We start from the raw sequence: 25,794 nt of genomic DNA, 5'->3' as shown, positions 1-25,794 counted from the left end.
GGACGACAGAAAGTACTGTGTGACGCGCTCGTCGTCCTGTCATCACGATCTCGAAGGGGGACCGTGCGTCTCGTCGTCGCCCGTTGCTCGGCCCGGTACACCGGCCGGCTCACCGCCCACCTGCCCCTGGCCACGCGGCTGGTCGTCGTCAAGGCTGACGGGAGCGTGCTCCTCCATTCCGACGGGGGCTCGTACAAGCCGCTGAACTGGATGAGCCCGCCGTGCGCGACGGCGGTGCGCGAGCCGGAGCCGGAGGCCGTCGAACGCGGCGTGACCGAGGTCTGGACGGTGCAGCACCAGAAGTCCGACGACCGGTTGGAGATCGAGCTGCACGAGGTGCACCACGACTCCGAGCACGACCTGGGTGTCGACCCGGGCCTGGTCAAGGACGGCGTGGAGGCGCACCTGCAGGAGCTGCTGGCGGCTCAGATCGAGCTGCTGGGTGCGGGGCACTCGCTGGTGCGCCGCGAGTACATGACGGCGATCGGGCCGGTGGACATCCTGGCCCGGGACGCCGACGGCGGCTCGGTGGCGGTGGAGATCAAGCGCCGTGGCGACATCGACGGCGTCGAGCAGCTCACCCGGTACCTCGACCTGCTGAACCGGGACCCGCTGCTGGCCCCGGTGCGGGGGGTGTTCGCAGCACAGGAGATCAAGCCGCAGGCGCGGGTGCTGGCGACCGACAGGGGGATCGGCTGCCTGCTCCTGGACTACGACGCGATGCGCGGCGTCGACGACGTGGACTCGCGGCTCTTCTGACGCCTGGCCCCGGCGACATATTTGGCAGCACTTCTTCCTTATCCGTCCTGAGGTGCGGCATCATGGCCTCCATGAGCTCTCCCACCCAGGCCGTGGCCGACCACACCGCCGAGCACGTGGCCCTGCGCGGGCGCGTCGTCACCCCGCAGGCCGTCGAGGAGGACGGCGTGGTGGTCGTCGCCGAGGGGCGGATCGTGTGGGTCGGCCCCGCCGAGGCGGCCACGGCCGCGTCGCGGCCCGAGGTGGCCAAGGCCGCGCGCCGCGCCGTGGTGCCCGAGCCGGGGACCACCGTGCTCCCGGGCCTGGTCGACGTGCACAACCACGGTGGCGGCGGTGCCGGCTTCCCCGACGCGCGGCACGCGGACGAGGCGATGGTCGCGGTGCGCGAGCACCGTCGCCACGGCACGACCTCGCTGCTGGCCTCGCTCGTGACCGCGGACCGGGACACGCTGCTCGCGCGCGCCGAGCTGCTCGCCGGGCTGGCCGACGCGGGCGAGATCGTCGGCATCCACGCCGAGGGCCCGTTCCTCTCCCACGCCCGTCGCGGCGCGCAGAGCCCGGACGACCTCGTGGCGGGCGACGCCGGCCTGGTGCGCGACCTGGCGGCCGCGGCCCGTGGGCACCTGCGGACCATGACCGTCGCTCCCGAGGTGGACGGGGTCACCGGGCCCGGCGGGGCGGCGGAGGCGCTCGTCGAGGCCGGGGTCGTCCCGTCGCTCGGGCACACCGAGGCCACCACGGACCAGGCGGAGCTCCTGCTGGCGCAGGTCGCGGCGCAGCTGCGCGGCGTGGCGGAGGACGGGGGACCGGACCGCCGCGCGACGGTGACGCACCTGTTCAACGGCATGAGCCCGCTGCACCACCGGGCCCCGGGCCCGGTCGCGGCGTGCCTGGCCGCCGCCGCGCGGGGCGACGCCGTGGTCGAGCTGATCGCCGACGACGTCCACCTCGACCCCGCGACGGTGCGCACGGTCATGCAGGCCGTGGGCGCGGAGAACGTCGCGCTGGTCACCGACGCGATGGCGGCGGCGGGCATGGCCGACGGCTCGTACGACCTCGGCCCGATGGCGGTCACGGTACGCGACGGCGTCGCGCGGCTCACCGACCCCGAGGACCCGGACGGCGGGTCGATCGCCGGGGGGACCGCGCACCTGATCGACGTGGTGCGGACGGCCGTCGCGGCCGGCGTGCCGCTCGTGGACGCGGTGCGCTCCGCGTCGTGGGTGCCGGCCCGCGCGCTCGGCCTCGAGGACGTCGGGGCCCTGGCCGCCGGTCGCCGGGCCGACGTGCTCGTGACCGACGGCGACCTGCGGGTCCGCCGCGTGCTGCGCGCCGGGACCGACGTGCGGCTCTGACCCTCGCCGAGCAGGCGGTTGATGGCGGTCTCACGGGCCGCACCGGCCGCATATCGTGATCAACCGCCTGCTCGGCCGGTCGAGGACCTGGTCAGGACGTCCCGGGGGCGACGACCTCCGCCACCCGGCGCCCGTGCCGCTCCGCGAGGTCCGCACGGCCCACCTCGTGCAGCCATGCCTCGTGCCTCGCCCACAGGCGCCGGACGTCGTCGGGGCGCTCGGCGGCGAGGTCCACGTGCTCGCCGACGTCGGAGCGCAGGTCGTGCAGCTCCACCCCGTCGCCGGGGTCGACGTGCTCGACCGTGCGCACGCCCACCGCGTCGGGGTGGTCGCCGTGGGTGACTCGCAGCTTGAGGTCGCCCTCGCGGACCGCCGTGGAGTACCCGCACTCCCAGTGCAGCGCCTCGTGGCCGGCCGCCGTCTCGCCCCGCCAGAGCGCGGACTGGTCGACGCCGTCGATGTCGGTGAGCGCGGACACGTCGTACCCGGCGGCCGCCAGGAGCGTGGGGTAGAGGTCCATCGAGCTCACGAGCCCGTCCCGCGTCGTGCCGCCGGACCAGCCCCCTCCCGGCCAGCGCACGAGGAACGGGACCCGGACGCCGCCCTCGGCGAGCGTGTACTTGGTGCCGCTCAGCGGCGCGTTGCTGCCGTAGTTGCAGGTGGAACCGCCGTTGTCCGTGAGGTACACGACGATCGTTTCCTCGGCCCTCCCGGTGGCGTCCAGCAGGTCGAGGAGCCGCCCGACCTCGGCGTCCATGAGCTCGAGCTGGGCCAGGTAGTACTCGCGGCCGTGCTCCAGGTGCGGCGAGATCGCGCCGTCGTACCAGTCGGCGTACGCCTGGCCGCCCGGCTCGTCCCAGTCGGCGTGGGTCGGCAGCCCGCGCCGCTCGAGCTCGTCCGCGGGGAGCTGCCAGCAGAAGTTGTGTACGGCGTTGAAGGCCACCATGGCGAAGAACGGGCGGTCGGCGCCGTCGACGAACTCGCGGGCGCGCCGTCCCAGCTCGGCCGTGAGGAAGCCCTCGAGCTCGACCTCCTCGCCGTTGTGGAACATGGGCTGCACCGCCATGCGCCAGCTGCCCTCGGGCCCGTACTCGTCCACGGCCCGGCGGGTGTGCGTCGTGTAGTGCAGGCGGCCCTGCTGGCGGCCGGCCAGCCCGTAGTAGGACTCGTCGAAGCCGTGCTCCGGTGGACAGGCACGGTCCCCGGGCTCCTCGGGGCCGTAGTGCACCTTGCCGAAGTACCCGGTGGTGTACCCGAGGTCGCGGAAGCGCTCGGCGAGCGTCGTGCGGTCCTCGTCGAAGCGGGTGTCGCCGAACCAGGTCGAGCCCCAGCGGGCCGGGTACGCGCCGGAGATGAGGGCGTTGCGCGAGGGGTTGCAGATCGGGGCGGCCACGTACGCATCGGTGCACGAGACGCCCTCCGCCGCGAGCCGGTCGAGCGCCGGCGTCCGGACGGCGGGGTCGTGGCCGAGCGCGCCGCGGTCGGCGTACCCGTGGTCGTCGGACAGCACGAGCAGGACGTTCGGGCGGGGCGTGGTCACGAGACCTCCGGGGTCGAGGAGTGGTCGGGCGTCACGGACCAGGTGGCGCCGGGCCCCTCTCGGACGACGGCGACACCGCCCGTCGGCAGCACGATACCGGCGTCGGTCGGGGTGTCGGTGACGAGGTCGTGGCCGGGCCCGGTCACGCGCACGGGACGATCGCCGTGGTGCAGCAGGAACAGGTAGTCCCCTCCCGCCGCGCGGCGACGGACCGCCTCGACGCCGGTACCGACGGCCTCGGGGACGACGGCCCTCACGCCGTGCGCGTCGAGGAGGCCGGCGACGAACCGGTCGAGCGAGTGCTGCGCCAGCCGCGTCGACACGTAGGTGGCCGACCCGTCTCCCGACCGGTGGCGCGTCACGGCGGGCATGCCCGCGAGGTCGCCGTCTGTGTACGTGGCGAGCGGCTCCGCGCCGCGCAGCCGCACCCGCTCGGACCACTGGTCGGCGTCGGAGCCGTCGCTGAGGGCGAGCGACTCGTCCTGGGCCAGGGGCAGGATCTCCGTCACCCGGATGCCGAGCAGGTCGCGCAGGCGGCCCGGGTACCCGCCCGTGACCACGCGCTGGTGCTCGTCGGCGACCCCGGTGAACCGGCCCACCACGAGGTGGCCGCCGGCGCGGACGTAGGCGGTGAGCCACGACACCGTGGCGTCGTCGACCGCCATGAGGCTGGGGACGAAGAGCAGGCGGTAACGGCCGGCGTCGGCGCCGGGGCGGACGAAGTCCACCGGGACGCCCGCCCGCCACAGCGCGCGGTGCGTCGCCCGGACCTCGGTCGCGTAGTCGAGCCCGTCGTGGGGCAGGTGGGGAGTCTGCAGCACCCACCAGCCGTTCGCGTCCCACAGGACGGCGACCTCGGCCTCGACGACCGGTCCGGCGGCCGGAGGCCGGGCCACCTCGTCGATCCTGTCGAGCAGCTCGCCCAGCGCGACGATGCCGTCGAACTGCTCGGTGTCGGGCCCGGCGTGCGGCACCATGCCGCTGTGCCAGGTCTCCGACCCTCCGGCGGACGCCCGCCACTGGAAGAACAGCGCCCCCTGCGAGCCGCGGGCCACGTAGCCGAGCGAGTGGCGGATCATCCGGTCCGAGGCCTTGGCGAAGTGCCGCTGTCCCACGCGGATGCCGCTCGCGCTCTGCTCCATGAGCAGCCACGGCCCTCCGGCCCACGACCGGGTGAGGTCCGAGGCGTAGGCCACGTGCGCCTCGCCGTCGGGCCCGGTGGTGTCGAGGTAGTGGTCCACGGAGACGACGTCGAGCCGGTCGCTCCAGGACCACTGCTCGAGGTGGTTCCAGGTGGGCAGCATGAAGTTGGTCGTGACCGGCGCCGTGGACCCCGCGGCGCGGATCTCGGCCTTCTGCTCGGCGAACGCCGCGAGCATCTCGTCGGAGCAGAAGCGGGCGAAGTCGACGCCGTGGGCGGGGTTCGTGAGGTACTGGGTGGTCCGCGGCGGGACGACCTCGTCCCAGTCGGCGTAGTGCTGCGACCAGAACGATGTGGTCCACGCGTCGTTGAGCGTGGCGAGGGTCTCGTAGCGGGCGCGCAGCCACCGACGGAACGCGGCCTCGGCGTGCGGGCCGTGGTCGATCGTCCCGTACTCGTTGTGCACGTGCCATCCCCGCAGCCGCGGATGGGCGCCGTAGCGGTCGGCGAGGTAGCGCGCGACCCGGCGCGCGGCCTCCCGGTAGGCGGGTGCGCTGATCGCGTAGGTGTCGCGCGAGCCGTGCGTCAACCGGGTCCCGTCGGCGCGGACCGGCATGGCGTCGGGGTGGGCGCGGGTGAACCACGGTGGGGGAGACGCGGTCGGGGTGGCCAGGAAGAAGCCGATGCCCGCGTCGTCGAGCATCGCGACCACGTCGTCGAGCCAGCCGGGATCGAACTCGCCCTCGCGCGGTTCGAGCAGGGCCCACGAGAAGACACCGATGGTGACCGTGTCGACGTGGGCACGTCGCATCAGCTCCACGTCCTCGGCCCACACCTCGCGCGGCCACTGCTCAGGGTTGTAGTCGCCGCCGAACAGCAGGCGGGCGGGGGCGTACGGGGCAGGCATGGGATGTCCTCGGGTCGGTGGGGCAGCGGGGGCGGTGGAGGGGTCAGCGGCCGTGCGGGCCGACCCAGTGGGAGGGGCCGGGCCGTGCGGCGTCGAGCGCGGCCCAGACGTCGGGGACGTCGTCGGCGGCCCAGCCCAGGACCTGCCGCAGCTGTGTGGTGGACGACGCGCCGACCACGGTGGCGGAGACACGCGGGTCCCGGGTGCTCGACCGGAGCGCGAGGGCGCCGACCGGGACGCCGGCCTCGCGGGCGATCGCGCGGATGCGCAGGACGGCGTCGTGCTGGACGGCGTCGACCTCCCGGTAGTGGTACCGGCGCACCGGGCCGTCGTCGGTGGCGAGCGCGGCACCCCCGAAGGGCGCGGCGTTGAGCACGCCGACGCCGCGCTCCGCGCAGTCGTCGAGCAGGGGTTCCGCGGACCGGTCCAGCAGCGTGAACCGGTTGTGGGTGACCACGGCCTCGACCTCCCCGGTGCGGACGAACCGCCGCAGGAGGGCGACGGGCCCGCCGGCCACTCCCACGTGCCCGATCACGCCCTGCTCACGCAGGTCGAGAAGAGCCCGCCACGGGCCGTCGGGCGTGGTGGCCTCGTCGAACGTGATCCGCTCGGGGTCGTGCAGGTGCACGAGCGGCAGCCGGTCCACGCCGAGCCGATCCAGCGACTCGGCGACCGACGCCCGGACGCGCGCGCCGGTGAAGCCGCCGCCCGGTGCCGGGTCCGCCTTGGTGAAGACCTGGACGGGTGCGTCGAGGCCGGGCAGCACGGTCCCGATGCGGGCCTCGGCCTGCCCGTACTCGTTGCTCGTGTCCCAGGTGTGCCACCCGGCGGCGGCCGCGGCACGCAGCACCTCGTGCGCGTCCTCGGCGCCGACGCGACGGCCGAGCGCTGACGTCCCCAGGACGACCGGGGGCACGCGCAGGCCGGTCGTGCCGAGCCTCGTCCTCGCGTCCGGCACGGTCATCCCTTCAGACCCCCGCTGATGAGGTCGAGGCGCCAGTAGCGCTGCAGCACGAGCATCATCGCGACCAGCGGCACGATCGCGACGGCGGCGCCGATGATCGCCAGGCTGTAGAGCGACGGGGTGCCCGAGCCCTTGGACAGCAGCGTGTACAGGCCGACGGTCAGCGGGTACATCCGCTCGTCCGACAGCATGATGAAGGGCAGCAGGAAGTTGTTCCAGATGCTGACGAACTGCAGCAGGAACACCGTGACCATTCCGGGGACCATCATGGGCAGGGCGACCGAGGTGAAGACGCGCGCGTCGTTCGCGCCGTCGATCCGCGCGGCCTCCATCGTGTCGGTCGGGACGGCGGAGCCCGCGTAGACGCGCGCCAGGAAGATGCCGAACGGCGAGATGAGGCACGGCAGCAGCACGGACCAGTAGGTGCCCGCCAGACCGATCGTGGACATCAGCAGGTACTGCGGCACGGCCAGGGTGATGCCCGGCAGCAGCACGCCGCCGAGGATGGCGTAGAACGCGGCCTTGCGCCCGGGGAAGTCGTACTTGGCCAGGGCGTAGCCCGCCATCGTGGACACCAGGGTGCACGCCACGGCGCCGACGCCCGCGAAGATCACGCTGTTCCACACCCAGCGCAGGTACTGCCCGTCGCCGTAGGCGAACAGGTCGCCGAGGTTCTCCAGCAGGCCCGTGCCCGGCACGAACGTGAAGGTGGAGAACAGCTCCGAGCTCGACTTGGTCGAGGCCACGAGGACCCAGGCGACGGGCACCAGGCAGTACAGCGCACCGAGCAGGAGCGCGACCGTCGGCAGCATCGCGGTGCGCCGGGACGCGGGGCGTGGCCGGCCGGTGGCCAGCCTGCGCTGCCGGACGGGACGGGGGGCGGTGGCGGTGCTCATGAGACCTCTCCGAACGAGCGCTTCTGGGTCACGCGCAGCAGCACGACCGAGACGACCAGGGTGCCCAGCGCGAGGGCGACCGACGCGGCGGCGGCGAGCGACAGGTCGTCCCGGGTGAACGCGTCGCGGTAGATGGTCATGAGGGGGACCCACGTCTGCGAGATCGCGCTGGTCATCGGCCGCAGGGTGGTGGGCTCGCCGTAGACCTGCAGGGTGCCGATGAGGGCGAACAGCCCGGTCAGCACGAGAGCCGGCCCGACCAGCGGGATCTTGACCCGGTACGCGATGTCCCACTCGTTCGCGCCGTCGAGCCGCGCCGCCTCGTACACCTCGGCGGGGATCCCGCGCAGCGACGTGTACAGGATGATCATGTTGAAGCCGACGCCGCTCCAGATCGCGATGTTCGCGACGGACGGGTAGAGCATCGCGCCGTGGAGCACGTCGGGCGCACCGATCCCGAGCCGGGCGGCGACCCAGCTCCCGGGACTGGTGGACGGCAGGTAGAGGAAGCCCCACAGCAGGGTGGCCACGACCCCCGGCACCGCGTAGGGCACGAAGATCGCCGTGCGTGAGAAGCGTGCCCCGGCCACGCGGGGCAGATCGAGCAGCAGGGCGAACGTGAGGGCGAGACCGAGCGTGAGCGGGACGGCGATGATCCCGTAGATCGCGAGCCGGCCGAAGCCGGCGAGGAACTCGGGGTCGGTGAACGCCGTGGCGTAGTTGTCCAGCCCGACCCAGGTCTCCGAGCGCACGCCGAACGGGCCGCCGCCCGAGACGCGCATGCCCCGGAAGCTCAGGTAGAGGGCGTAGCAGACGGGGATCGCGAGGAACGTGACGAACAGCAGCGCCGCCGGCAGCAGGAAGAGCCAGGGCGCCACCCAGCGCCGGCGCGTGCGGCGGGCGGGTCGGGTGTCGAGAGCGGTGGCCATGCGGGGACTCCTTCGGGAGCCGGGTGCCGGCGGAGCTGGTCCGCCGGCACCCGGGCGGTCACTTCTGCGTGACGTCGAAGCCGGACTTCTCCATGTCGGCCACGACCTCGTCCTCGGTCCGGGTGAGGGCGTCACGGAACGGGGTCCCGTTCGTCACGGCCTTGGACATCGCGTCCTGGAAGGCGCTCGAGGCGACGTTGACGTCGGGCCCCCAGCTGATCTCCGGGATGGTGTCCTGCGTGATCCGGGCCGCGATCTCCCAGTAGTCCTCCTGCTCCGGCATGAGGAGCGGAGGATCGCTCTCGAGGGTGAGCTCCTGCCCGGACAGGGACGCGGGGTACTGGCCCTGCTCGATCTGCGCCGCGGCGGCCTCGTCGCTCGTGCCCATCCAGCGGGCGAACTCCGCGGCAGCCTCGGGGTGCTCGGCGGACGTGGTGACCACCACGGCCGACCCGCCCTGGAAGCCGACCGACGAGTCTCCTTCGGTCCACTGCGGCAGAGGGGCCATCGCCCAGTCCCCGGCGCTCTCCTCGGCGACGCCGTAGAGCACGCCCGCGGCCCACAGCCCGGCCGGCCAGGACAGGATGTCACCCTTGTTGAGCTGGGCGTTCCACTCGGGGGTGAGCAGCGGCTCGGCGAGGACCAGGTCGCGGTCGACGAGGTCCTCCCAGTAGTCGGCGACGGCGACCGAGGCCTCGTCGTCGAAGTCGACGGTCCAGGCGTCTCCGTCGACGGACCACCACTCCGAGCCCGCCTGCTGGGCGTATCCGGCGAAGCCGCCGAACTCGGCGGGGGCGTACGTCGTGAGGTAGGCGTCGGGGTCGGCCTCGTGGACCTTCTCGGCGGCGTCGGCGAACTCCTCCCACGTGGTGGGTACCTCGATGCCGAGCTCGTCGAACCGCTTCTTGTTGTAGGTGAGGGCCTGGGGGCCCGCGTCCTGGGGGACGCCGTAGGTGGCCCCGTCGAACGTCACCTGGTTCCAGACGCCGGGGGCGAACTCGCTGTCGAGCCCGTCCACGTGCTCGCTGATGTCCGTCGCGACGCCGGCGACGATCATGGCCGGCAGGGTGTTGTACTCGACGATCGCCACGTCCGGTGCGTTCTCGGCACGCGTCGCGGTGACGAGCTTCGCCGACGAGTCGGTGCCGCCGCCGGCGTCGGTCCGCTTGACCTGGACGTCCGGGTGGGCGGCGTTCCACGCGTCCACCATCGGCTGCTGGGCGGTGCCCCACGCCCAGTAGTCGAGCGTGATCGGGCCCTCGTCGGTGGCCCCGGCCCCGGCGTCGTCGCCGCCGGAGGAGCAGGCTGCCAGGGTGAGCGCGACGGCGGCCACGCTCGCCGCGGTTCGGACTGGATGACGCATGGTCACATCTCCCTCGACGTGTCACGGGAAGCGCCGACACCGACATTGGCGAAGCGCTTCGATATTGGTGTGATCATTGCCGCACGAGTATGGCCGTGTCAAACACCGAGCTCTCGGGGGATACGGCGGAGGCTGCGCCGGTGCGGCCGCGACGGTGGCGCCGTTGTCAGCTTCGGACGTCGAAGCGTTTCCGCGCGGGGTGGCCCACCCGCGCTCGCCGGGCCGATGGCGCCTAGGAGGTCGCGCGGGCCGGGGGCGCGGAGGAGCTGCCTCGGTCCGTCAGCGCGGCGCGCACGAGGCGGGTCTCGGGCTCGAGCTCGCCGCGCAGCGTCGCGACCGCCATCTCCGCGGCCGTGGCCCCGATCTGCTGTGCGGGGATGTCGATCGAGGTGAGCACGACCGACTGCTGCTCGGCGATGTGCGGCGGGCACACCGCGAGCACGGAGAGGTCCTCGGGCACGCGCAGCGACCGCTCGCGCAGCAGGTCCATGACGGTGGGCAGGGCCGCCTCGTTGTGCACCACGAGGGCGGTGGCGGGCGTGTCGCCGTCGAGCGCCCGGGACACCGCCGCGGCGACGGCGTCGCGGCGGGCGCTGGTGTGCGTGAGGACCAGGTCGACGCCGGAGGCGTCGGACTGCGCCCGCAGCCCGTGCAGCATGCGGTCGGCGTACGAGGTGTGCCGCTCGAGGACCACCTGGGGCGGGCCGATCAGGGCGACTCGGCGGTGCCCGAGGCCGGCGAGGTGACGGACCGCGAGGCGCCCGGCGCCGTCGAAGTCGAAGTCGACGCAGCTGAAGCCCTGCGGGTCCACCGGCATGCCGATGAGGATGGCGGGGGTGCGGGAGCGGGCGATGGCGGGCAGCCGCGCGTCCTCGGTCTCGACGTCCATGACGACGAGGGCGTCCGCGGACGAGCCGCCCGCCACGCGCGCCAGGGCCGTGGGGTCGTCGTCGGTGAGCAGGAGGACGTCGTAGCCGAGCGAACGGGCCCGTGGCACCACCCCGGCGACGAACTGCATGATCACGTTGACGTCGACGTCGCCGCGCAGGGACGTGTCCGCGTCGAGGCGCAGCGGGACGACGAGCGCGAGGACGTCGGTGCGCGACGACGCGAGCGCCCGGGCGCCGGCGTGCGGATGGTAGTCGAGCTCGGCGATGGCCTGCTCCACGCGGGCGCGGGTGGCCGCCGAGATGGCTCGCTTGCCCGAGATCACGTAGGAGACGGTCGACGTCGCGACGCCCGCCCGCCTGGCGACGTCCTCGATCGTGGCCACGGCGGAACCTCCGGTCGCTGGGGTGGTGGCGGGCGCCCGTGCGGGATCGCCGTGCGACGGCATCCTACTGCCACGATCAGGCGCCCCACGGCCGGGCCCGGCGCGGGCGTCCGTGACGTCGAGGTGACGGTGGACGAGTTGTGCCCGCGCCCTTGACACGGGTGGCGGGCCGCCTGCATGGTCATTGTCGAAGCGCTTCGTCGAAGCGCTTCGGTGACGACGGGGCGACCCCGACGACGCACGGCACAGGGAGGTGGCGGCATGGCGACGATGCAGGACGTGGCGAGGCTCGCCGGGGTGTCCCTCAGCACGGTCTCGTACGCGCTGTCCGGGCACCGGACCGTCTCCGCCGCCACGCGCGAGCGCATCGTGTCGGCGATGGAGGAGCTCGGGTACCAGCCGAACGCCATGGCCCGCGGGCTCGCGTCGCGCCGCAGCCGGGTGCTGGCGCTCGTGTACCCGGCGGCCGAGCGCGGTCTCGGGGGGACGGTGGCGGAGTTCGTCTCCGCCGCGGCCGAGGCGGCGCGCGAGAAGGGCCACCACCTGGTGCTGTGGCCGTTCCGCACCGACCAGGCGGACGAGGTCCGCGACCTGGTGCTCCAGGGCATGGCCGACGGCGTGCTCGTCATGGAGGTCACGCTCGACGACCCGCGCGTGACCACGCTGCGCGACGCGGGGGTGCCGTTCACGATGATCGGCCGCACCCGCGACGTCGCCGGGCTGCCGAGCGTGGACGTCGACTTCGAGCGCACCACCCGGGAGGCGGTCGACCACCTCGTCGGGCTCGGCCACCGGCACCTCGCGTTCGTCAACCACTCCGAGGCGACGGCGGCGGAGGGGTACGCCCCGACGTTCCGGGCCGAGGAGGGGTTCGCCGCGGCCGTGCGCGCGCACGGACTGGAGCCGGTCGTGCGCCGGGTCGACGAGTCCCCGCAGGCCGGCCGGGAAGCGGCGGCGGAGCTGCTCGACCGCTCCCCGCGGCCCACGGCCGTGGTCACGATGAACGAGATCGCGACCTTCGGCGTCGTCGCCGAGCTGCAGCAGCGCGGCATCGGCGTCCCGGACGAGATGTCCGTCCTCGCGATCGTCACGTCCCCCGGCGTCGCGGACATGAGCAACCCGCCGCTCACGACGATGCACTCCCCGGGGGCCGACCTCGGCCGGCTCGCCGTGGCGACGCTGCTGTCGCAGGTCGCGGGCGACCCGCCGCCGGCCGCCGCGACCCTCATCCCCTGCACCCTCGAGCCCGGCCGGAGCGTCGGGCCCGCACCCGGGGCCCCGCCGGCGCCTGCCGGCGCCGAGCCCCACCCCTGAACCGACGTCCGGGCGAGCACGAACCCGCTCGCCGGCAACCGCACACCAGAACCGTCCGGGCGCGAGCGCCCGGGTGCTCCGGCGCGTCCGAGCGCCGGGCCGACGAAGGAGGAACCGCGATGACGCGAACCCGCAAGGCATCGATGATCGCCGCGCTGGCGGCCCTGCCGCTGGCGCTGACCGCCTGCGTCGGCGGAGGCGGTACCGGCGGTGGCGGCGGCGCGGCCGCCGAGGGTGGTGACACCGACGACCAGACCCTGACGATCTGGCACTACGAGAACGACGACTCCGCCATGGGGCAGGCCTGGGCGAAGGCGATCGAGGTCTTCGAGGCCGAGCACCCCGACGTCACGGTCGAGGTGGAGAAGCAGACGTTCGAGCAGATCCAGAAGAACGCCAAGATCGTGCTCACCGGCGACGACGTGCCCGACGTCATGGAGTACAACAAGGGCAACGCGACGGCCGGTCAGCTGGCGGCACAGGGCCTGATCGCCCCGCTGACCGACGCGGCGGAGCGCAACGGCTGGGCCGACGAGCTCCCCGGGTCGCTCGCGACGACGGCGACCTACGACGAGAACGGCCTCATGGGGTCCGGCGAGTGGTACGGCGTCCCCAACTACGGCGAGTTCGTCGGCGTCTACTACAACCAGGCGATGTTCGACGACCTCGGCCTCGAGGTCCCGACGACGCTCGACGAGCTCGAGACCGTCATGCAGGCCTTCGCCGACGAGGGGATCACGCCGCTCGCGGAGGCGGGCGCCGAGTACCCGATGGGGCAGCTCTGGTACGAGCTGGTCCTCGCGAACGCGGACCGTGACTTCGTGGACCGGTACCAGCTCTTCGACGGCGACGTCGACTTCCACGGGCCGGAGATGACCGCGGCGACGGAGCAGCTCGACGCGTGGATCAAGGAGGGCTACGTCGCGTCCGACTCGGCCGGCCTCACCGCCGAGGACATGGGCGTGGGGTTCATCAAGGGCGACTACCCGATGATGGTCTCGGGCTCGTGGTGGTTCGGGCGCGTCGTCGCCGAGATGAAGGACGACTGGGGCCAGTTCAACTTCCCCGGCAACGACCTGCACGTCGGGTCGTCCGGGAACCTGTGGGTCGTCCCGACCAACGCCGACTCGCCGTCGCTCGCGGAGGAGTTCATCGACACGACGCTGCGCCCCGAGGTGCAGGACGTCCTGGCGCAGTCCGGCGGCCTGCCGGTCGCGGGCGACGCCTCGACGATCGAGGACGCCAAGACCAAGGAGCTCACCGAGAACTTCCAGGAGATCCTCGACGCCGACGGGCTGGCCTTCTACCCGGACTGGCCCGTGCCCGGCTACTACGACGTGGTCGTGAGCGAGCTGCAGTCCCTGATCAACCAGTCGAAGTCGCCCGACGAGGTGCTCGACGGGCTCGAGTCCGCCTACGTCGACGGCAAGTCCGACCTGCTCGGCGAATGAACCTGCCGTCCCCGAGGCGGGGCCGCCCCGCGGGGCGGCCCCGCCCGGGCCGCAGCCCCCACCAAGGAGCCGCACGATGAGCGCACCCCCGACACCCCGCGTCCGACGCCGTCGGGCCACGTCCCGCGCCGCATGGCCGGCCTACCTGCCGTACCTGGTCCCCGGCGCCGCCCTGTTCGTCGTCGTCATCGGGTACCCGTTGGTGACGAACGTGTACATCAGCCTGTTCTCGTGGCGGGGTGGCCTCGCCCCGCTCGAGTGGGTCGGGCTCGCCAACTACGCCGAGCTGTGGCACGACACCGACTTCTGGACGTCGTTCCAGAACTCCGTCGCGATGATCGTCGCGATGGTGGTGGTGCCGACCGTGATCGGCCTGCTGCTCGCGGCGGTGCTGTTCGACTACCTCGGACGCCGGTTCGGCGGACGGGTCGCCTCGGTCCTGCGCGCCACGTTCTACCTGCCGCAGATCCTGCCGGTCGCCGTCGCCGGCGTCCTGTGGAACTGGATCCTCAACGCCCGGACGGGCGCACTGAACGAGATCCTGCGCGGCCTCGGCGTCAGCGACCCGCCCAACTGGCTCGGCGACCCGGCGTTCGCGCTGCCGAGCGTCATGCTCGTCCTCATCTGGGTGCAGATCGGCTACCCGGTCGTGATCTTCATGGCCGCGCTGCAGCGGGTGGACCCCGAGCTGTACGAGGCCGCGGAGCTCGACGGCGCCGGGTGGTGGCGGCGGTTCCGCGCGATCACGATCCCGCAGATCCGGCCCGAGACGTTCGTCGTCACGCTGACCTGCACGGTCGCGGCGCTCAAGGTGTTCGGGCCGATCTACGTGCTGACCCGCGGCGGGCCCGAGAGCTCCACCCTGGTGCCGAGCTACTACTCGTACCTCAACTTCTTCGACAAGTCCCGGGTCGGGTACGGCGCCGCCGTCGCGACCGTGCTGACCGTCGTCATCATCGCCGTCGCCGTGGTGATGCTCGCACTGCAGCGGCGCGCGGAGCGCCGCGAGGAGGTGGGCCGCTGATGTCCACGACGCTCGAGAACCTGCCCACCACCGCGCCCCGGGCGCCCGGGCCGACTGCCCGGCGCCCGCGACCCGGCGGCCGCCACCGTCGCGGCGCCGCGCGTTGGGTCGTGCTCGGCGGCGCCGTGCTGGCCGCGCTCGTGGTGCTCGCGCCGATGATCATCATGGCGCTCAACGCGGTGAAGTCTCCCGCCGACTACGCGCAGCACGGCCCGCTGAGCATCCCCACGTCGCTCTACGTCGACGGCGTGGTGAACTTCTGGACCCGCGTCGACTTCCCGACGAAGCTCTGGAACTCGTTCTTCATCTCCGCCGTCGTCGCGGTCGCCGGGTGCCTGCTGTCCCTGCTCAACGCGTACGCGATCGGGGTGGGCCGCATCCGGGGCCGGATGTGGATCGTGCTGCTCTTCCTGCTGGCGAACATGCTTCCCCAGGAGGCCCTGATCTACCCCCTGTTCGACATGGCGCGCCAGGTCGGGCTGACCAACTCCCAGTGGTCGGTCATCATCATCTTCACCGTGATCCAGTCGGCGTTCGGCACCTACCTGCTCGCCTCGGTGCTGGGGACGTTCCCGCCGGCGCTGCTCGAGGCGGCGGCGCTCGACGGCGCCGGGCGCTGGCGCATCCTGTGGCAGGTCGTCTTCCCCATCGTGCGGCCCACGCTGATGGTGCTCGTGATCTTCTTCTTCATCTGGACCTGGAACGAGTTCTTCATTCCCCTGGTGATGCTCACGACGAACGACACGCAGACCATCCCGATCGCGCTGGCGTCCCTGCAGGGCGACCGGATGATGGACGCGCCGACGACGAACGCCGGAGCGCTGGTCTCCCTGATCCCCGCGCTGCTGTTCTTCCTGCTCTTCCAGCGCACCCTGACCCGCGGCGTGACCGCCGGCGCCGTGAAGTGACCCCGCCCGGCGCGCGCCTGGCCCACGCCCCGACCCCGCCCCCGACCCACGAGGTAACCCCATGAAGTTCACCGACGGCTACTGGCTGTCCCGCCCGGGCCTCCACCCGCTGTACGCGACGGAGGTCGACGACGTCCGCGTCGACGAGGCCGCCGGCACGATGACGGTCTACGCGCCCACTGCGCGCATCCGTCGCCGCGGCGACACGCTCAACCGGCCGATGCTCACCGTCACGTACTCCTCGCCGGCGCCCGGCGTCGTCCGGGTGCGGGTCGAGCACCTGGCGGGCGCGGCCGCCCGGGGGCCGGAGTTCCGCGTGACGGGCGAGGACGGGTTCCGGCCCGTCGTGAAGGTCGACGAGTCGGCCGGCGTCCTGGAGACGGGCGGGCTGACGGTCCGTGTGCACCGCGGCGACGGGTGGCGCGTCGACGTCGAGCAGGGCGGGGAGATCCTGACGTCGAGCCTGCCGAAGTCGGTCGCGGCCGTCTCGTCGGACGACGGCGGGCACTGGGTGCACGAGCAGCTCGCCCTGGAGCCCGGCGAGCGCGTGTACGGGCTGGGGGAGCGGTTCGGGCCCTTCGCCAAGAACGGGCAGTCGGTCGACATCTGGAACGCCGACGGCGGCACGTCCAGCGAGCAGGCGTACAAGAACGTGCCCTTCTACCTCACGAGCAAGGGGTACGGCGTGTTCGTCGCCCACCCCGACCGGGTGTCCCTCGAGGTGGCGTCGGAGGTCAACACCCGGGTCCAGCTCTCCGTCGAGGGGCAGGCGCTCGAGTACTACCTGATCGCGGGGCCCACGGGCAAGGACGTGCTGCGCCGCTACACGGCGCTCACCGGGCGCCCGCCGCGCGTCCCGGACTGGTCGTACGGCCTGTGGCTGTCGACGTCGTTCACCACGGACTACGACGAGGCCACGGTCACGAGCTTCGTCGACGGGATGGCCGAGCGAGACCTGCCGCTCAGCGTCTTCCACTTCGACTGCTTCTGGATGCGCGAGTACCAGTGGTGCGACTTCGAGTGGGACCCGCGCGTCTTCCCGGACCCCGAGGGCATGCTCGCCCGGCTGCACGAGCGCGGCCTCAAGGTCAGCGCGTGGATCAACCCGTACATCGCCCAACGCTCGCCGCTGTTCGCCGAGGGTGCCGCGCAGGGCTACCTGCTGCGCACCACCGACGGCGGCGTGTGGCAGTGGGACCTGTGGCAGGCCGGCATGGGCCTGGTCGACTTCACGAACCCCGAGGCCACCGCGTGGTACCTCGGACACCTGGAGCGCCTGCTGGACCAGGGAGTGGACTGCTTCAAGACCGACTTCGGCGAGCGCGTGCCCACCGAGGGCGTCGTCTGGCACGACGGGTCGGACCCGGCGAAGATGCACAACTACTACGCCCAGCTCTACAACGAGGCCGTCTTCGGGCTGCTGGAGCGCCGTCGCGGCGAGGGCGAGGCGGTCGTGTTCGCCCGGGCGGCCACCACGGGCGGACAGCGGATGCCCGTGCACTGGGGCGGCGACTGCGACTCGACGTACGCCGCGATGGCCGAGTCGCTGCGCGGCGGGCTCTCGCTGGGCATGTCGGGCTTCGGGTACTGGAGCCACGACATCGGCGGCTTCGAGGGCACCCCCGACGCGGGGCTGTTCAAGCGGTGGCTCGCGTTCGGCCTCCTGTCGAGCCACTCGCGCCTGCACGGGTCCGGCTCGTACCGGGTGCCGTGGGCGTTCGACGACGAGGCCGTCGACGTCGCCCGCCGGTTCACCCACCTCAAGCTGTCGCTGATGCCGTACCTCGGCGCCGCCGCCGAGCAGGCGACCGGCGCGGGCACGCCGATCATGCGCCCGATGGTTCTCGAGTTCCCCCACGACCGGGGCACGTTCGACGTCGACACGCAGTACATGCTCGGCGACGCGCTGCTGGTCGCACCGGTGTTCCGCGCCGACGGCCGGGTGAGCTACTACGTGCCCGAGGGCACCTGGACCCGCCTCGTCACGGCCGGCGACGGCCGCGACCTGCCCACGACCGTCACCGGTCCGCGCTGGGTCACCGAGACCCACGGCTTCGACAGCCTGCCGGTCCTCGTGCGCCCGGGGACCGTGCTCCCCGTCGGCGCGCGGACGGACCGGCCCGACCACGCCTGGGCCGACGGCGTCGAGCTGCGGCTGGTCGAGCTCCCCGACGGCTACGACGCGGTCACCACCGTGCCCGGCGGCACCGGCGCCCCCGCCACGTTCCGGGTGCGGCGCGACGGCGACACCGTCACCGTGGTCTCGGACGACGCGCCGGGCGGCTGGTCGGTGCGTGCGGGCGGGCGGGTCGGCCACGGCGACGGGGCCGCCGCCGTCACCCTCACGCTCTGACCGCGGCGCGACGACCCGCACCACCCTCCGCACATACCACGACACCGACGACGAGGACGAGAACCGTGACCACTGCCGAGACCGCCGGATCCCCGGCGACGGGCCGCACCTTCCCGGACGACTTCCTGTGGGGCACCGCGACCGCCGCCTACCAGATCGAGGGCGCCGCGACCGAGGGCGGCCGCGGCCCGTCGATCTGGGACACCTACTCCCACACGCCCGGCCGCACCCGCGACGGCGACACCGGCGACGTCGCCTGCGACCACTACCACCGGTGGCGCGAGGACGTGGACCACCTGGAGCGCCTGGGTGTCGACGCCTACCGCCTGTCGATCTCCTGGCCGCGCGTCCAGCCCGGCGGCCGGGGGCCGCTCAACGCCGAGGGCGTCGCCTTCTACCGCGACCTGATCGACACCCTGCGCGAGCGCGGCATCCGCCCGGTCGTCACGCTCTACCACTGGGACCTGCCGCAGGAGCTGGAGGACGCCGGCGGCTGGGCCAACCGGGCCACCGCGGAGGCGTTCGGCGAGTACGCGCGGGCCATGGCCACCGAGCTGGGAGAGCGCGTCGAGGTCTGGACGACGCTCAACGAGCCGTGGTGCTCCGCCTACCTCGGCTACGCCTCGGGCGTGCACGCGCCCGGCCGCACCGAGCCCGCGGCGGCGCTCGCGGCCGTGCACCACCTCAACCTCGCGCACGGGCTCGCCGCCGCGGCGATCCGCGACGTGCTGCCCGGGGCGCAGGTGTCCATCACGTTGAACCTGCACGTCATCCGCCCCGACGACGCGAGCTCGGAGGCGGACGCCGACGCCGTGCGCCGGATCGACGCCCTCGCCAACCGGGCGTTCCTCGGCCCGCTGCTCGACGGCGCCTACCCGGCCGACCTGCTCGCCGACACCGCGTCCGTCACCGACTGGTCGTTCGTGCGCGACGGCGACACCGCGCTGATCGCCCAGCCGCTCGACCTGCTCGGCATCAACTACTACTCGACCGTGCGGGTGCGCCGGTACGCGGGGACCGGGGAGCGGTCGGAGAACGACGGCCACGGGAGCTCCGCGCACAGCGCGTGGGTCGCCGCGGGCGACGTCGAGTTCGTCACCCAGCCCGGCCCGTACACGGCCATGGGGTGGAACATCGAGCCCGCGGGCCTGACCGAGCTCCTGCTGCGGATCCACACCGAGCACCCGGGCCTGCCCATGGCGGTCACGGAGAACGGCGCCGCGTTCGACGACGAGGTGGTGACCGACGCCGACGGGCGCCGGCGGGTCCACGACGAGCGGCGCGTGGCCTACCTGCACGACCACGTCGCCGCCGTCGGCGACGCCCTCGACGCCGGTGCGGACGTGCGGGGCTACTTCGCCTGGTCGCTCATGGACAACTTCGAGTGGGGGTACGGCTACTCCAAGCGGTTCGGCATCCTGCACGTCGACTACCCGACCGGCGAGCGCACCTGGAAGGACTCCGCGTACTGGTTCGCCAGGCTCGCCTCCTCGCGCACTTTGCCGCCGGTCACAGCTTCCACTCCCTGACCCTCGGTAGCGTTCCGGCATGAGTGCCGTCCCGCCGTCCGATGCCCGGCCCTTCGACCTGTCGCACGCCGGCGTGCCGCCCGCCGACCGGCTCGGCGCGGCGCTCTCCGCGCGCCGGCGGGAGTGTCGGGTACCGGCTCTGTCGGCGGCGGTGGCGCACGGTGGGCGCGTGGTGTGGGCCGACGCGGCGGGTGCGGCGCGGCTCGGAGCCGGCGGGGAGCCGGCCGTACCTGCCACGACGGACACCGCGTTCCGGATCGGGTCGATCACCAAGCCCCTGACCGCCGTGGCCGTGCTGCGCCTCGTCGTCGCGGGGCGCCTCGGGCTGGGCGATGCCGTCGGCCGGCACCTGCCCGACGCGCCGGCACCGGACGCCACCGTCGCGCAGCTCCTCACGCACACCGCGGGCCTGCCCGCCGAGCCACCGGGCCCGTGGTGGGAGCGCGGCGGCGCCGGCACGTGGGACGAGCTGGTGGCGTCGGGCGTGGCTCCCGTCGCGGAGCCCGGCGAGCGGTTCCACTACTCGAACGTCGGCTACGCCGTCCTGGGCCGGCTCGTGGCCACGGTGCACGGGCGGGACTGGGACGCCGTCGTGCGCGACGAGGTGACCGGCCCGCTCGGCATGGACCGCACCGGGCGCACGCCCGCCGGCCCGGCCGCGACCGGGTACGCCGTGCACCCGCACGCGGACGCCGTCCTGCCCGAGCCGGTCGCGCGATACGGGGCTATGGGGCCGGCGGGGGAGGCGTGGTCGACGCCCGGCGACCTGGCCGTCCTCGGGTCGTGGCTCGTCGGGGCGGGTGCCTGGGCGGCCGACGACGCGGTGCTGCCGCTCGCGTGGCGGCGCCGGATGACGGCGCCACGTGTCGTCGTCGACGAGCCGGGGTCGCCGTTCACCGCCGCCTGGGGCCTGGGCGTGTCCGTGCACCATCCCGCGGCGGGGCGGCGCACCGCCGGGCACGGCGGCTCGGTGCCGGGGTTCACCGCGACCCTCCGGGCGGACCCGGCGTCGACCCACGTCGTCGCCGTCTGCGGCAGCTCGACGGCCGGGTTCGGCGACGCGGGCTTCCTCACGGAGCTGCTGCCGCCGTCCCCGCCCGCCGGCCCGGCATCGCCCGACGCGGCGGCGGGCGACGCCGACCTCACCGGGGCCTGGTACTGGGGACCGGTGCCCTTCGTCGTGTCCCTGGTCCCCGGCGGTCGGCTGGAGCTGCGTGCGGCCGACGGCGACGGGCGGCGCACCGTCTTCGCCCCCGCGCCGGGGGAGCCCGGCGCGTGGGTCGGGGTCGAGGGCGGCTACTGGTGGGCGGAGCGGCTGCGCCCCGTGCGGTCGGACGGCGGCTCCCCGGTGGCGCTCGACGTCGGCACCTTCCACCTGACCCGGACGCCGTACGACCCGGGCACGGAGGTCCCCGGCGGGCTGGACGCGGCCGGCTGGCGGCCGTGGGCGCCGGCCTGACGCGACCGGCCCCGGCGTCACCGGCTCGGCGTGCCCGGCCGGTGTGGGACACGCCCGCGGGCGCGACACGCCGACCGATCGAGAAATGTTCGGACGAGGACTCGCCAGGTATGTCCGGAATGCTGGGTGCCGGACGGCGGGCGATGCGCGAGCCGGGGGCGGACCGCCGTCGGCGTGTCGCGCCGGCCCCGTCCGCGCACACCCTGTGGACGCGCCTCGTGCACCGCCTGTGGACATCGGCGGCCAGCCGCGGAACGGTGCGGCAGCGGCATCCGGGGCGCCTGCACAGGGGTGTGGACCGAGGGCGTGTCAGGGGGTCGTGGGACGCTTGAGGAAGCGGTCGGAAGCATCGGCCGGAACGAAACGACACGCGTGTCAACCACAACATGTCGGTGCCGCGCGAGCCGCGACCACTAGGTGTAGTGTTTGGAGCACGCGGAGCCCACAGGCCTCCGCACAAAGCACATCGGCGTAGTTCCACGAGTGTCGTCCCAGGTCTCGGCCTCGCAGGCCCACCGCCCGGACCGCCTCACGAGAGCACGCGCAGACGCCAGGACGCCCCCGCGGGGGGAGCGGAGAAGGGGAGTAACGACATGAGCATCACGGTCTACAGCAAGCCGGCCTGCGTGCAGTGCGACGCGACCTACCGCGCTCTCGACCGCAAGGGCGTCGAGTACACGGTGGTCGACATCACGCAGGACGCCGAGGCGCTCGAGATGGTCCGTGGGCTCGGGTACCTGCAGGCGCCCGTCGTCGTCGCCGGCGACACGCACTGGTCGGGCTTCCGGCCGGACCAGATCAGCGCGGTCGCGGCGCAGCAGGCCGTCTCCGCCTGACGTCACGGGCCGCGCGGTGCGCGGCCCGCGCCACCCCGCACGGCCGGCGCCCCGGGAACCGACACCCGACCCGGGGCGCCGCGCACCTCCGGCGACGCAGTGCGCGGCCGGCCAGCCAGCAGTACCCGGGGGAGGGGAACATGGGCTCTCTCGTCTACTTCTCCAGCGTGTCGGAGAACACCCACCGCTTCGTCCAGCGCCTCGGCCTCGACGAGCTGGGCATCCCCACGCACCGGATCCCGCTGCGCAAGTCCGACGGGTTCCTGACCGTGACCGAGCCGTACGTGCTCATGGTCCCCACCTACGGCGGGGGCAACGAGGGCGGCGCGGTCCCACGCCGGGTGCGCGAGTTCCTCAACGACCCGCACAACCGGTCGCTCGTCCGCGGCGTCATCGCCGCGGGCAACACCAACTTCGGCGCTGCCTACTGCATCGCCGGCGACATCATCTCCGCGAAGTGCCAGGTGCCGTACCTGTACGCCTTCGAACTCCTGGGGACGGCTGAGGACGCCCGCCGCGTCCGTGACGGATTGGGACGATTTTGGCAACGACAGTCACTGATCTCGGCGTGAGCGCGACGGAGCAGGCCGCGGCCGCGGGGGCGACCGAGGTCCCCCTGGCCACGGCACAGCTCGACTACCACGCGCTCAACGCGATGCTGAACCTCTACGGCCCGGACGGGAAGATCCAGTTCGGCAAGGACCGTGAGGCCACCCGCGAGTACTTCCGCCAGCACGTCGAGCCGAACACGATCCACTTCGACACGCTGGACGAGAAGCTCGACCACCTCGTCGAGAACGAGTACTACGACCCCGAGGTCCTCGGAAAGTACTCGCGCGCCTTCGTCAAGGAGCTCTTCCAGCGGGCGTACGCCGCGGACTTCGAGTTCAGCTCGTTCCTGGGCGCGTTCAAGTACTACACCTCGTACACGCTCAAGACGTTCGACGGCAAGAAGTACCTCGAGCGCTTCGAGGACCGCGTGTCGATGGTCGCCCTCGGCCTGGCCGACGGCGACGAGCAGACGGCGCGCGACATCGTCGACGAGGTGATCTCGGGCCGGTTCCAGCCCGCCACCCCGACCTTCCTCAACGTCGGCAAGGCGCAGCGCGGCGAGCCCGTGTCCTGCTTCCTGCTGAGAATTGAAGACAACATGGAGTCGATCGCGCGCAGCATCAACTCCGCGCTGCAGCTCTCCAAGCGTGGCGGCGGCGTCGCGCTGCTCCTGAGCAACATTCGCGAGCACGGCGCGCCCATCAAGCACATCCAGAACCAGTCGTCCGGCGTCATCCCCGTGATGAAGCTGCTCGAGGACTCGTTCTCGTACGCCAACCAGCTCGGGGCGCGCCAGGGCGCCGGCGCGGTGTACCTGCACGCGCACCACCCCGACATCATGCGGTTCCTCGACACCAAGCGGGAGAACGCGGACGAGAAGATCCGCATCAAGACCCTCTCGCTGGGCGTGGTCATCCCGGACGTCACGTTCGAGCTGGCCAAGAAGAACGAGGACATGCACCTGTTCAGCCCGTACGACGTCGAGCGCGTCTACGGCAAGCCGTTCGCGGACGTCTCCATCTCGGAGAAGTACGACGAGCTCGTCGCGGACGACCGCATCACGAAGACGACGATCAAGGCGCGCGACTTCTTCCAGACGATCGCGGAGCTGCAGTTCGAGTCCGGCTACCCGTACGTGATGTTCGAGGACACGGTGAACCGGGCGAACCCGATCGCCGGCCGGATCACGCACTCCAACCTGTGCTCCGAGATCCTGCAGGTCTCCACGCCGTCGACGTTCCACGAGGACCTGTCCTACGACCACGTCGGCCGCGACATCTCCTGCAACCTCGGCTCGCTGAACATCGCGCACACCATGGACTCGCCGCACTTCGGCAAGACCATCGAGACCGCGATCCGCGCGCTGACCGCCGTGTCGGACCAGACGAGCATCGAGTCCGTCCCGTCCGTCAAGCGCGCCAACGAGGCCGGGCACGCCATCGGCCTCGGCCAGATGAACCTGCACGGCTACCTCGCCCGGGAGCGCATCTACTACGGCTCCGACGAGGGTGTCGACTTCACGAACATGTACTTCTACACGGTCGCCTACCACGCGATCGCGGCCTCCAACCGGCTCGCGATCGAGCGCGGCCGGGCGTTCGGCGGCTTCGAGGACTCGAAGTACGCCAGCGGCGAGTACTTCGACAAGTACACCGACGGTGTGTGGGAGCCCGCGACCGAGCGTGTCGCGCGGCTGTTCGCCGACGCCGGGGTGCGCATCCCGACCCAGGACGACTGGCGTGCGCTCAAGGCCTCCGTCATGGAGCACGGCATCTACAACCAGAACCTGCAGGCCGTGCCGCCGACCGGTTCGATCAGCTACATCAACCACTCGACGTCGTCGATCCACCCCGTGGCGGCCAAGATCGAGATCCGCAAGGAGGGCAAGATCGGCCGGGTCTACTACCCGGCGCCCTTCATGACGAACGACAACCTGGACTACTACCAGGACGCGTACGAGATCGGCTACGAGAAGATCATCGACACCTACGCCGCCGCCACGCAGCACGTGGACCAGGGCCTGTCGCTGACGCTGTTCTTCCCCGACACCGTGACCACGCGCGACGTCAACAAGGCGCAGATCTACGCCTGGCGCAAGGGGATCAAGACGCTGTACTACATCCGCCTCCGCCAGATGGCCCTCGAGGGCACTGAGGTGGAGAACTGCGTCAGCTGCATGCTTTGAGCAACTATCTGGATCTTGGGGAAGAGAACACCATGGCACCGACGGGAACGCTGAAGCTCATCGATCGCGTCACGGCGATCAACTGGAACCGCCTGGAGGACGAGAAGGACCTCGAGGTCTGGGACCGCCTGGTCGGCAACTTCTGGCTGCCGGAGAAGGTGCCGGTGTCGAACGACATCCAGTCGTGGCACACCCTGAGCGAGGACGAGCGGCTCATGACGACCCGCGTGTTCACCGGGCTGACGCTGCTGGACACCATCCAGGGCACCGTGGGCGCCGTCTCGCTCATCCCGGACGCGCTGACGCCGCACGAGGAGGCGGTGTACACGAACATCGCGTTCATGGAGTCGGTCCACGCCAAGAGCTACTCGTCGATCTTCTCCACGCTCATCTCCACCAAGGAGATCGACGACGCCTTCGCCTGGTCCGAGCAGAACGCGAACCTGCAGCGCAAGGCCGAGATCGTGCTCGAGTACTACCGGGGCGACGACCCGCTCAAGCGCAAGGTCGCCTCGACCATGCTGGAGTCGTTCCTGTTCTACTCGGGCTTCTACGCGCCGATGTACTGGGCGAGCCGCGCCAAGCTCACCAACACGGCCGACCTCATCCGCCTCATCATCCGCGACGAGGCCGTGCACGGGTACTACATCGGCTACAAGTACCAGAAGGGGCTGGCCAAGCTCACCCAGGCCGAGCAGGACGAGCTCAAGGCGTACACGTTCGACCTGCTCTTCGAGCTGTACGAGAACGAGGTCGAGTACACCGAGTCGCTCTACGGCGCGCTCGGGCTCACCGAGGACGTCAAGAAGTTCCTGCGGTACAACGCCAACAAGGCCCTGATGAACCTGGGCTACGAGGGCCTGTTCCCGAAGGACGAGACCGACGTGAACCCGGCGATCCTCGCCGCCCTGTCGCCGAACGCCGACGAGAACCACGACTTCTTCTCCGGCTCCGGCTCCTCGTACGTCATCGGCAAGGCCGTGGCGACCGAGGACGACGACTGGGACTTCTGAGCACCGTCCCGGCCCTGCGCTCCCGCGGCTGACGAGAGGCCCG

20 protein-coding genes are annotated in these 25,794 nt (G+C 72.4%); 13 read left to right on the top strand and 7 right to left on the bottom strand.

The features are described 5' to 3' along the window. Positions 1-63 precede the first annotated feature (63 nt). Complete coding sequence (nucS, locus tag EYB28_RS15470) at positions 64-759, top strand: endonuclease NucS (protein ID WP_166849648.1); 696 nt, start codon at positions 64-66, stop codon at positions 757-759. A gap of 62 nt (positions 760-821) precedes the next feature. Further along, positions 822-2,114 carry an amidohydrolase family protein gene (locus tag EYB28_RS15465; protein WP_166849646.1) on the top strand — a complete coding sequence of 431 codons (1,293 nt, stop codon included), beginning with the start codon at positions 822-824 and terminating at the stop codon, positions 2,112-2,114. A gap of 91 nt (positions 2,115-2,205) precedes the next feature. Here EYB28_RS15465 and EYB28_RS15460 read toward each other — a convergent pair whose 3' ends face one another. The 7 genes from EYB28_RS15460 to EYB28_RS15430 form a co-directional block, all read right to left on the bottom strand. Further along, positions 2,206-3,654, bottom strand: coding sequence for a sulfatase (locus EYB28_RS15460; RefSeq protein ID WP_166849644.1), 1,449 nt, complete (start codon positions 3,652-3,654; stop codon positions 2,206-2,208). After that, positions 3,651-5,702, bottom strand: coding sequence for a beta-galactosidase (locus tag EYB28_RS15455; protein WP_166849643.1), 2,052 nt, complete (start codon positions 5,700-5,702; stop codon positions 3,651-3,653). Before EYB28_RS15455 ends, EYB28_RS15460 begins: the two co-directional genes overlap by 4 nt. Positions 5,703-5,745: 43 nt before the next feature. Then, a complete protein-coding gene (locus EYB28_RS15450) occupies positions 5,746-6,666 on the bottom strand; it encodes an aldo/keto reductase (protein WP_166849641.1) in 921 nt (306 codons plus the stop codon). After that, positions 6,663-7,562 (bottom strand): carbohydrate ABC transporter permease, encoded by a 900-nt coding sequence (locus EYB28_RS15445; protein WP_166849639.1) that lies wholly within the window; start codon positions 7,560-7,562, stop codon positions 6,663-6,665. Before EYB28_RS15445 ends, EYB28_RS15450 begins: the two co-directional genes overlap by 4 nt. Then, positions 7,559-8,491, bottom strand: a complete 933-nt coding sequence (locus EYB28_RS15440) for a carbohydrate ABC transporter permease (RefSeq protein ID WP_166849637.1) — start codon at positions 8,489-8,491, stop codon at positions 7,559-7,561. Before EYB28_RS15440 ends, EYB28_RS15445 begins: the two co-directional genes overlap by 4 nt. A 58-nt stretch (positions 8,492-8,549) precedes the next feature. Beyond that, positions 8,550-9,854, bottom strand: a complete 1,305-nt coding sequence (locus EYB28_RS15435; protein ID WP_166849635.1) for an ABC transporter substrate-binding protein — start codon at positions 9,852-9,854, stop codon at positions 8,550-8,552. Positions 9,855-10,086: 232 nt separating this feature from the next. Continuing rightward, a complete protein-coding gene (locus EYB28_RS15430; RefSeq protein WP_166849633.1) occupies positions 10,087-11,127 on the bottom strand; it encodes a LacI family DNA-binding transcriptional regulator in 1,041 nt (346 codons plus the stop codon). 261 nt (positions 11,128-11,388) lie between these two features. On the opposite strand from EYB28_RS15430, the gene EYB28_RS15425 reads away from it, so the two are divergent. The 11 genes from EYB28_RS15425 to nrdF all read left to right on the top strand — a co-directional run bounded on the left by EYB28_RS15425 (position 11,389) and on the right by nrdF (position 25,751). Then, the gene (locus tag EYB28_RS15425; protein WP_166849631.1) at positions 11,389-12,441 is read left to right on the top strand and encodes a LacI family DNA-binding transcriptional regulator; all 1,053 of its coding nucleotides are present in this window, start codon (positions 11,389-11,391) and stop codon (positions 12,439-12,441) included. A 119-nt stretch (positions 12,442-12,560) separates the two neighbouring features. Further along, a complete protein-coding gene (locus EYB28_RS15420) occupies positions 12,561-13,892 on the top strand; it encodes an ABC transporter substrate-binding protein (protein WP_166849629.1) in 1,332 nt (443 codons plus the stop codon). A gap of 76 nt (positions 13,893-13,968) precedes the next feature. After that, positions 13,969-14,916: a carbohydrate ABC transporter permease gene (locus tag EYB28_RS15415; protein WP_205710940.1), complete on the top strand. Its 948-nt coding sequence runs from the start codon at positions 13,969-13,971 to the stop codon at positions 14,914-14,916. Next, positions 14,916-15,824: a carbohydrate ABC transporter permease gene (locus EYB28_RS15410; protein WP_166849626.1), complete on the top strand. Its 909-nt coding sequence runs from the start codon at positions 14,916-14,918 to the stop codon at positions 15,822-15,824. The genes EYB28_RS15415 and EYB28_RS15410 overlap by 1 nt, the downstream gene beginning before the upstream one ends. A gap of 61 nt (positions 15,825-15,885) precedes the next feature. Then, positions 15,886-18,177, top strand: a complete 2,292-nt coding sequence (gene yicI, locus EYB28_RS15405; RefSeq protein WP_166849623.1) for an alpha-xylosidase — start codon at positions 15,886-15,888, stop codon at positions 18,175-18,177. Between the two features lie 65 nt (positions 18,178-18,242). Beyond that, positions 18,243-19,706 (top strand): GH1 family beta-glucosidase, encoded by a 1,464-nt coding sequence (locus EYB28_RS15400; RefSeq protein WP_166849620.1) that lies wholly within the window; start codon positions 18,243-18,245, stop codon positions 19,704-19,706. A 19-nt stretch (positions 19,707-19,725) separates the two neighbouring features. Then, on the top strand, positions 19,726-21,165 hold the full coding sequence (locus EYB28_RS15395; protein ID WP_166849617.1) for a serine hydrolase: 1,440 nt from the start codon (positions 19,726-19,728) through the stop codon (positions 21,163-21,165). Between the two features lie 593 nt (positions 21,166-21,758). After that, entirely contained in the window at positions 21,759-22,001 is a 243-nt protein-coding gene (gene nrdH / locus EYB28_RS15390; protein WP_166849614.1) for a glutaredoxin-like protein NrdH, read from the top strand. Between the two features lie 140 nt (positions 22,002-22,141). After that, a complete protein-coding gene (gene nrdI, locus EYB28_RS15385) occupies positions 22,142-22,573 on the top strand; it encodes a class Ib ribonucleoside-diphosphate reductase assembly flavoprotein NrdI (RefSeq protein WP_166849611.1) in 432 nt (143 codons plus the stop codon). Continuing rightward, complete coding sequence (nrdE, locus tag EYB28_RS15380; protein ID WP_370459489.1) at positions 22,570-24,738, top strand: class 1b ribonucleoside-diphosphate reductase subunit alpha; 2,169 nt, start codon at positions 22,570-22,572, stop codon at positions 24,736-24,738. The genes nrdI and nrdE overlap by 4 nt, the downstream gene beginning before the upstream one ends. Before the next feature lie 32 nt (positions 24,739-24,770). After that, positions 24,771-25,751: a class 1b ribonucleoside-diphosphate reductase subunit beta gene (nrdF, locus tag EYB28_RS15375; protein WP_166849607.1), complete on the top strand. Its 981-nt coding sequence runs from the start codon at positions 24,771-24,773 to the stop codon at positions 25,749-25,751. The last annotated feature ends 43 nt before the right edge of the window (positions 25,752-25,794 follow it).

This window comes from Isoptericola sp. BMS4, from assembly GCF_011634835.1.
GTDB lineage: Bacteria > Actinomycetota > Actinomycetes > Actinomycetales > Cellulomonadaceae > Isoptericola.
The sequence above is the reverse complement of the archived record's forward strand: the minus strand, read 5'-3'. Positions and strand labels throughout refer to the sequence as shown.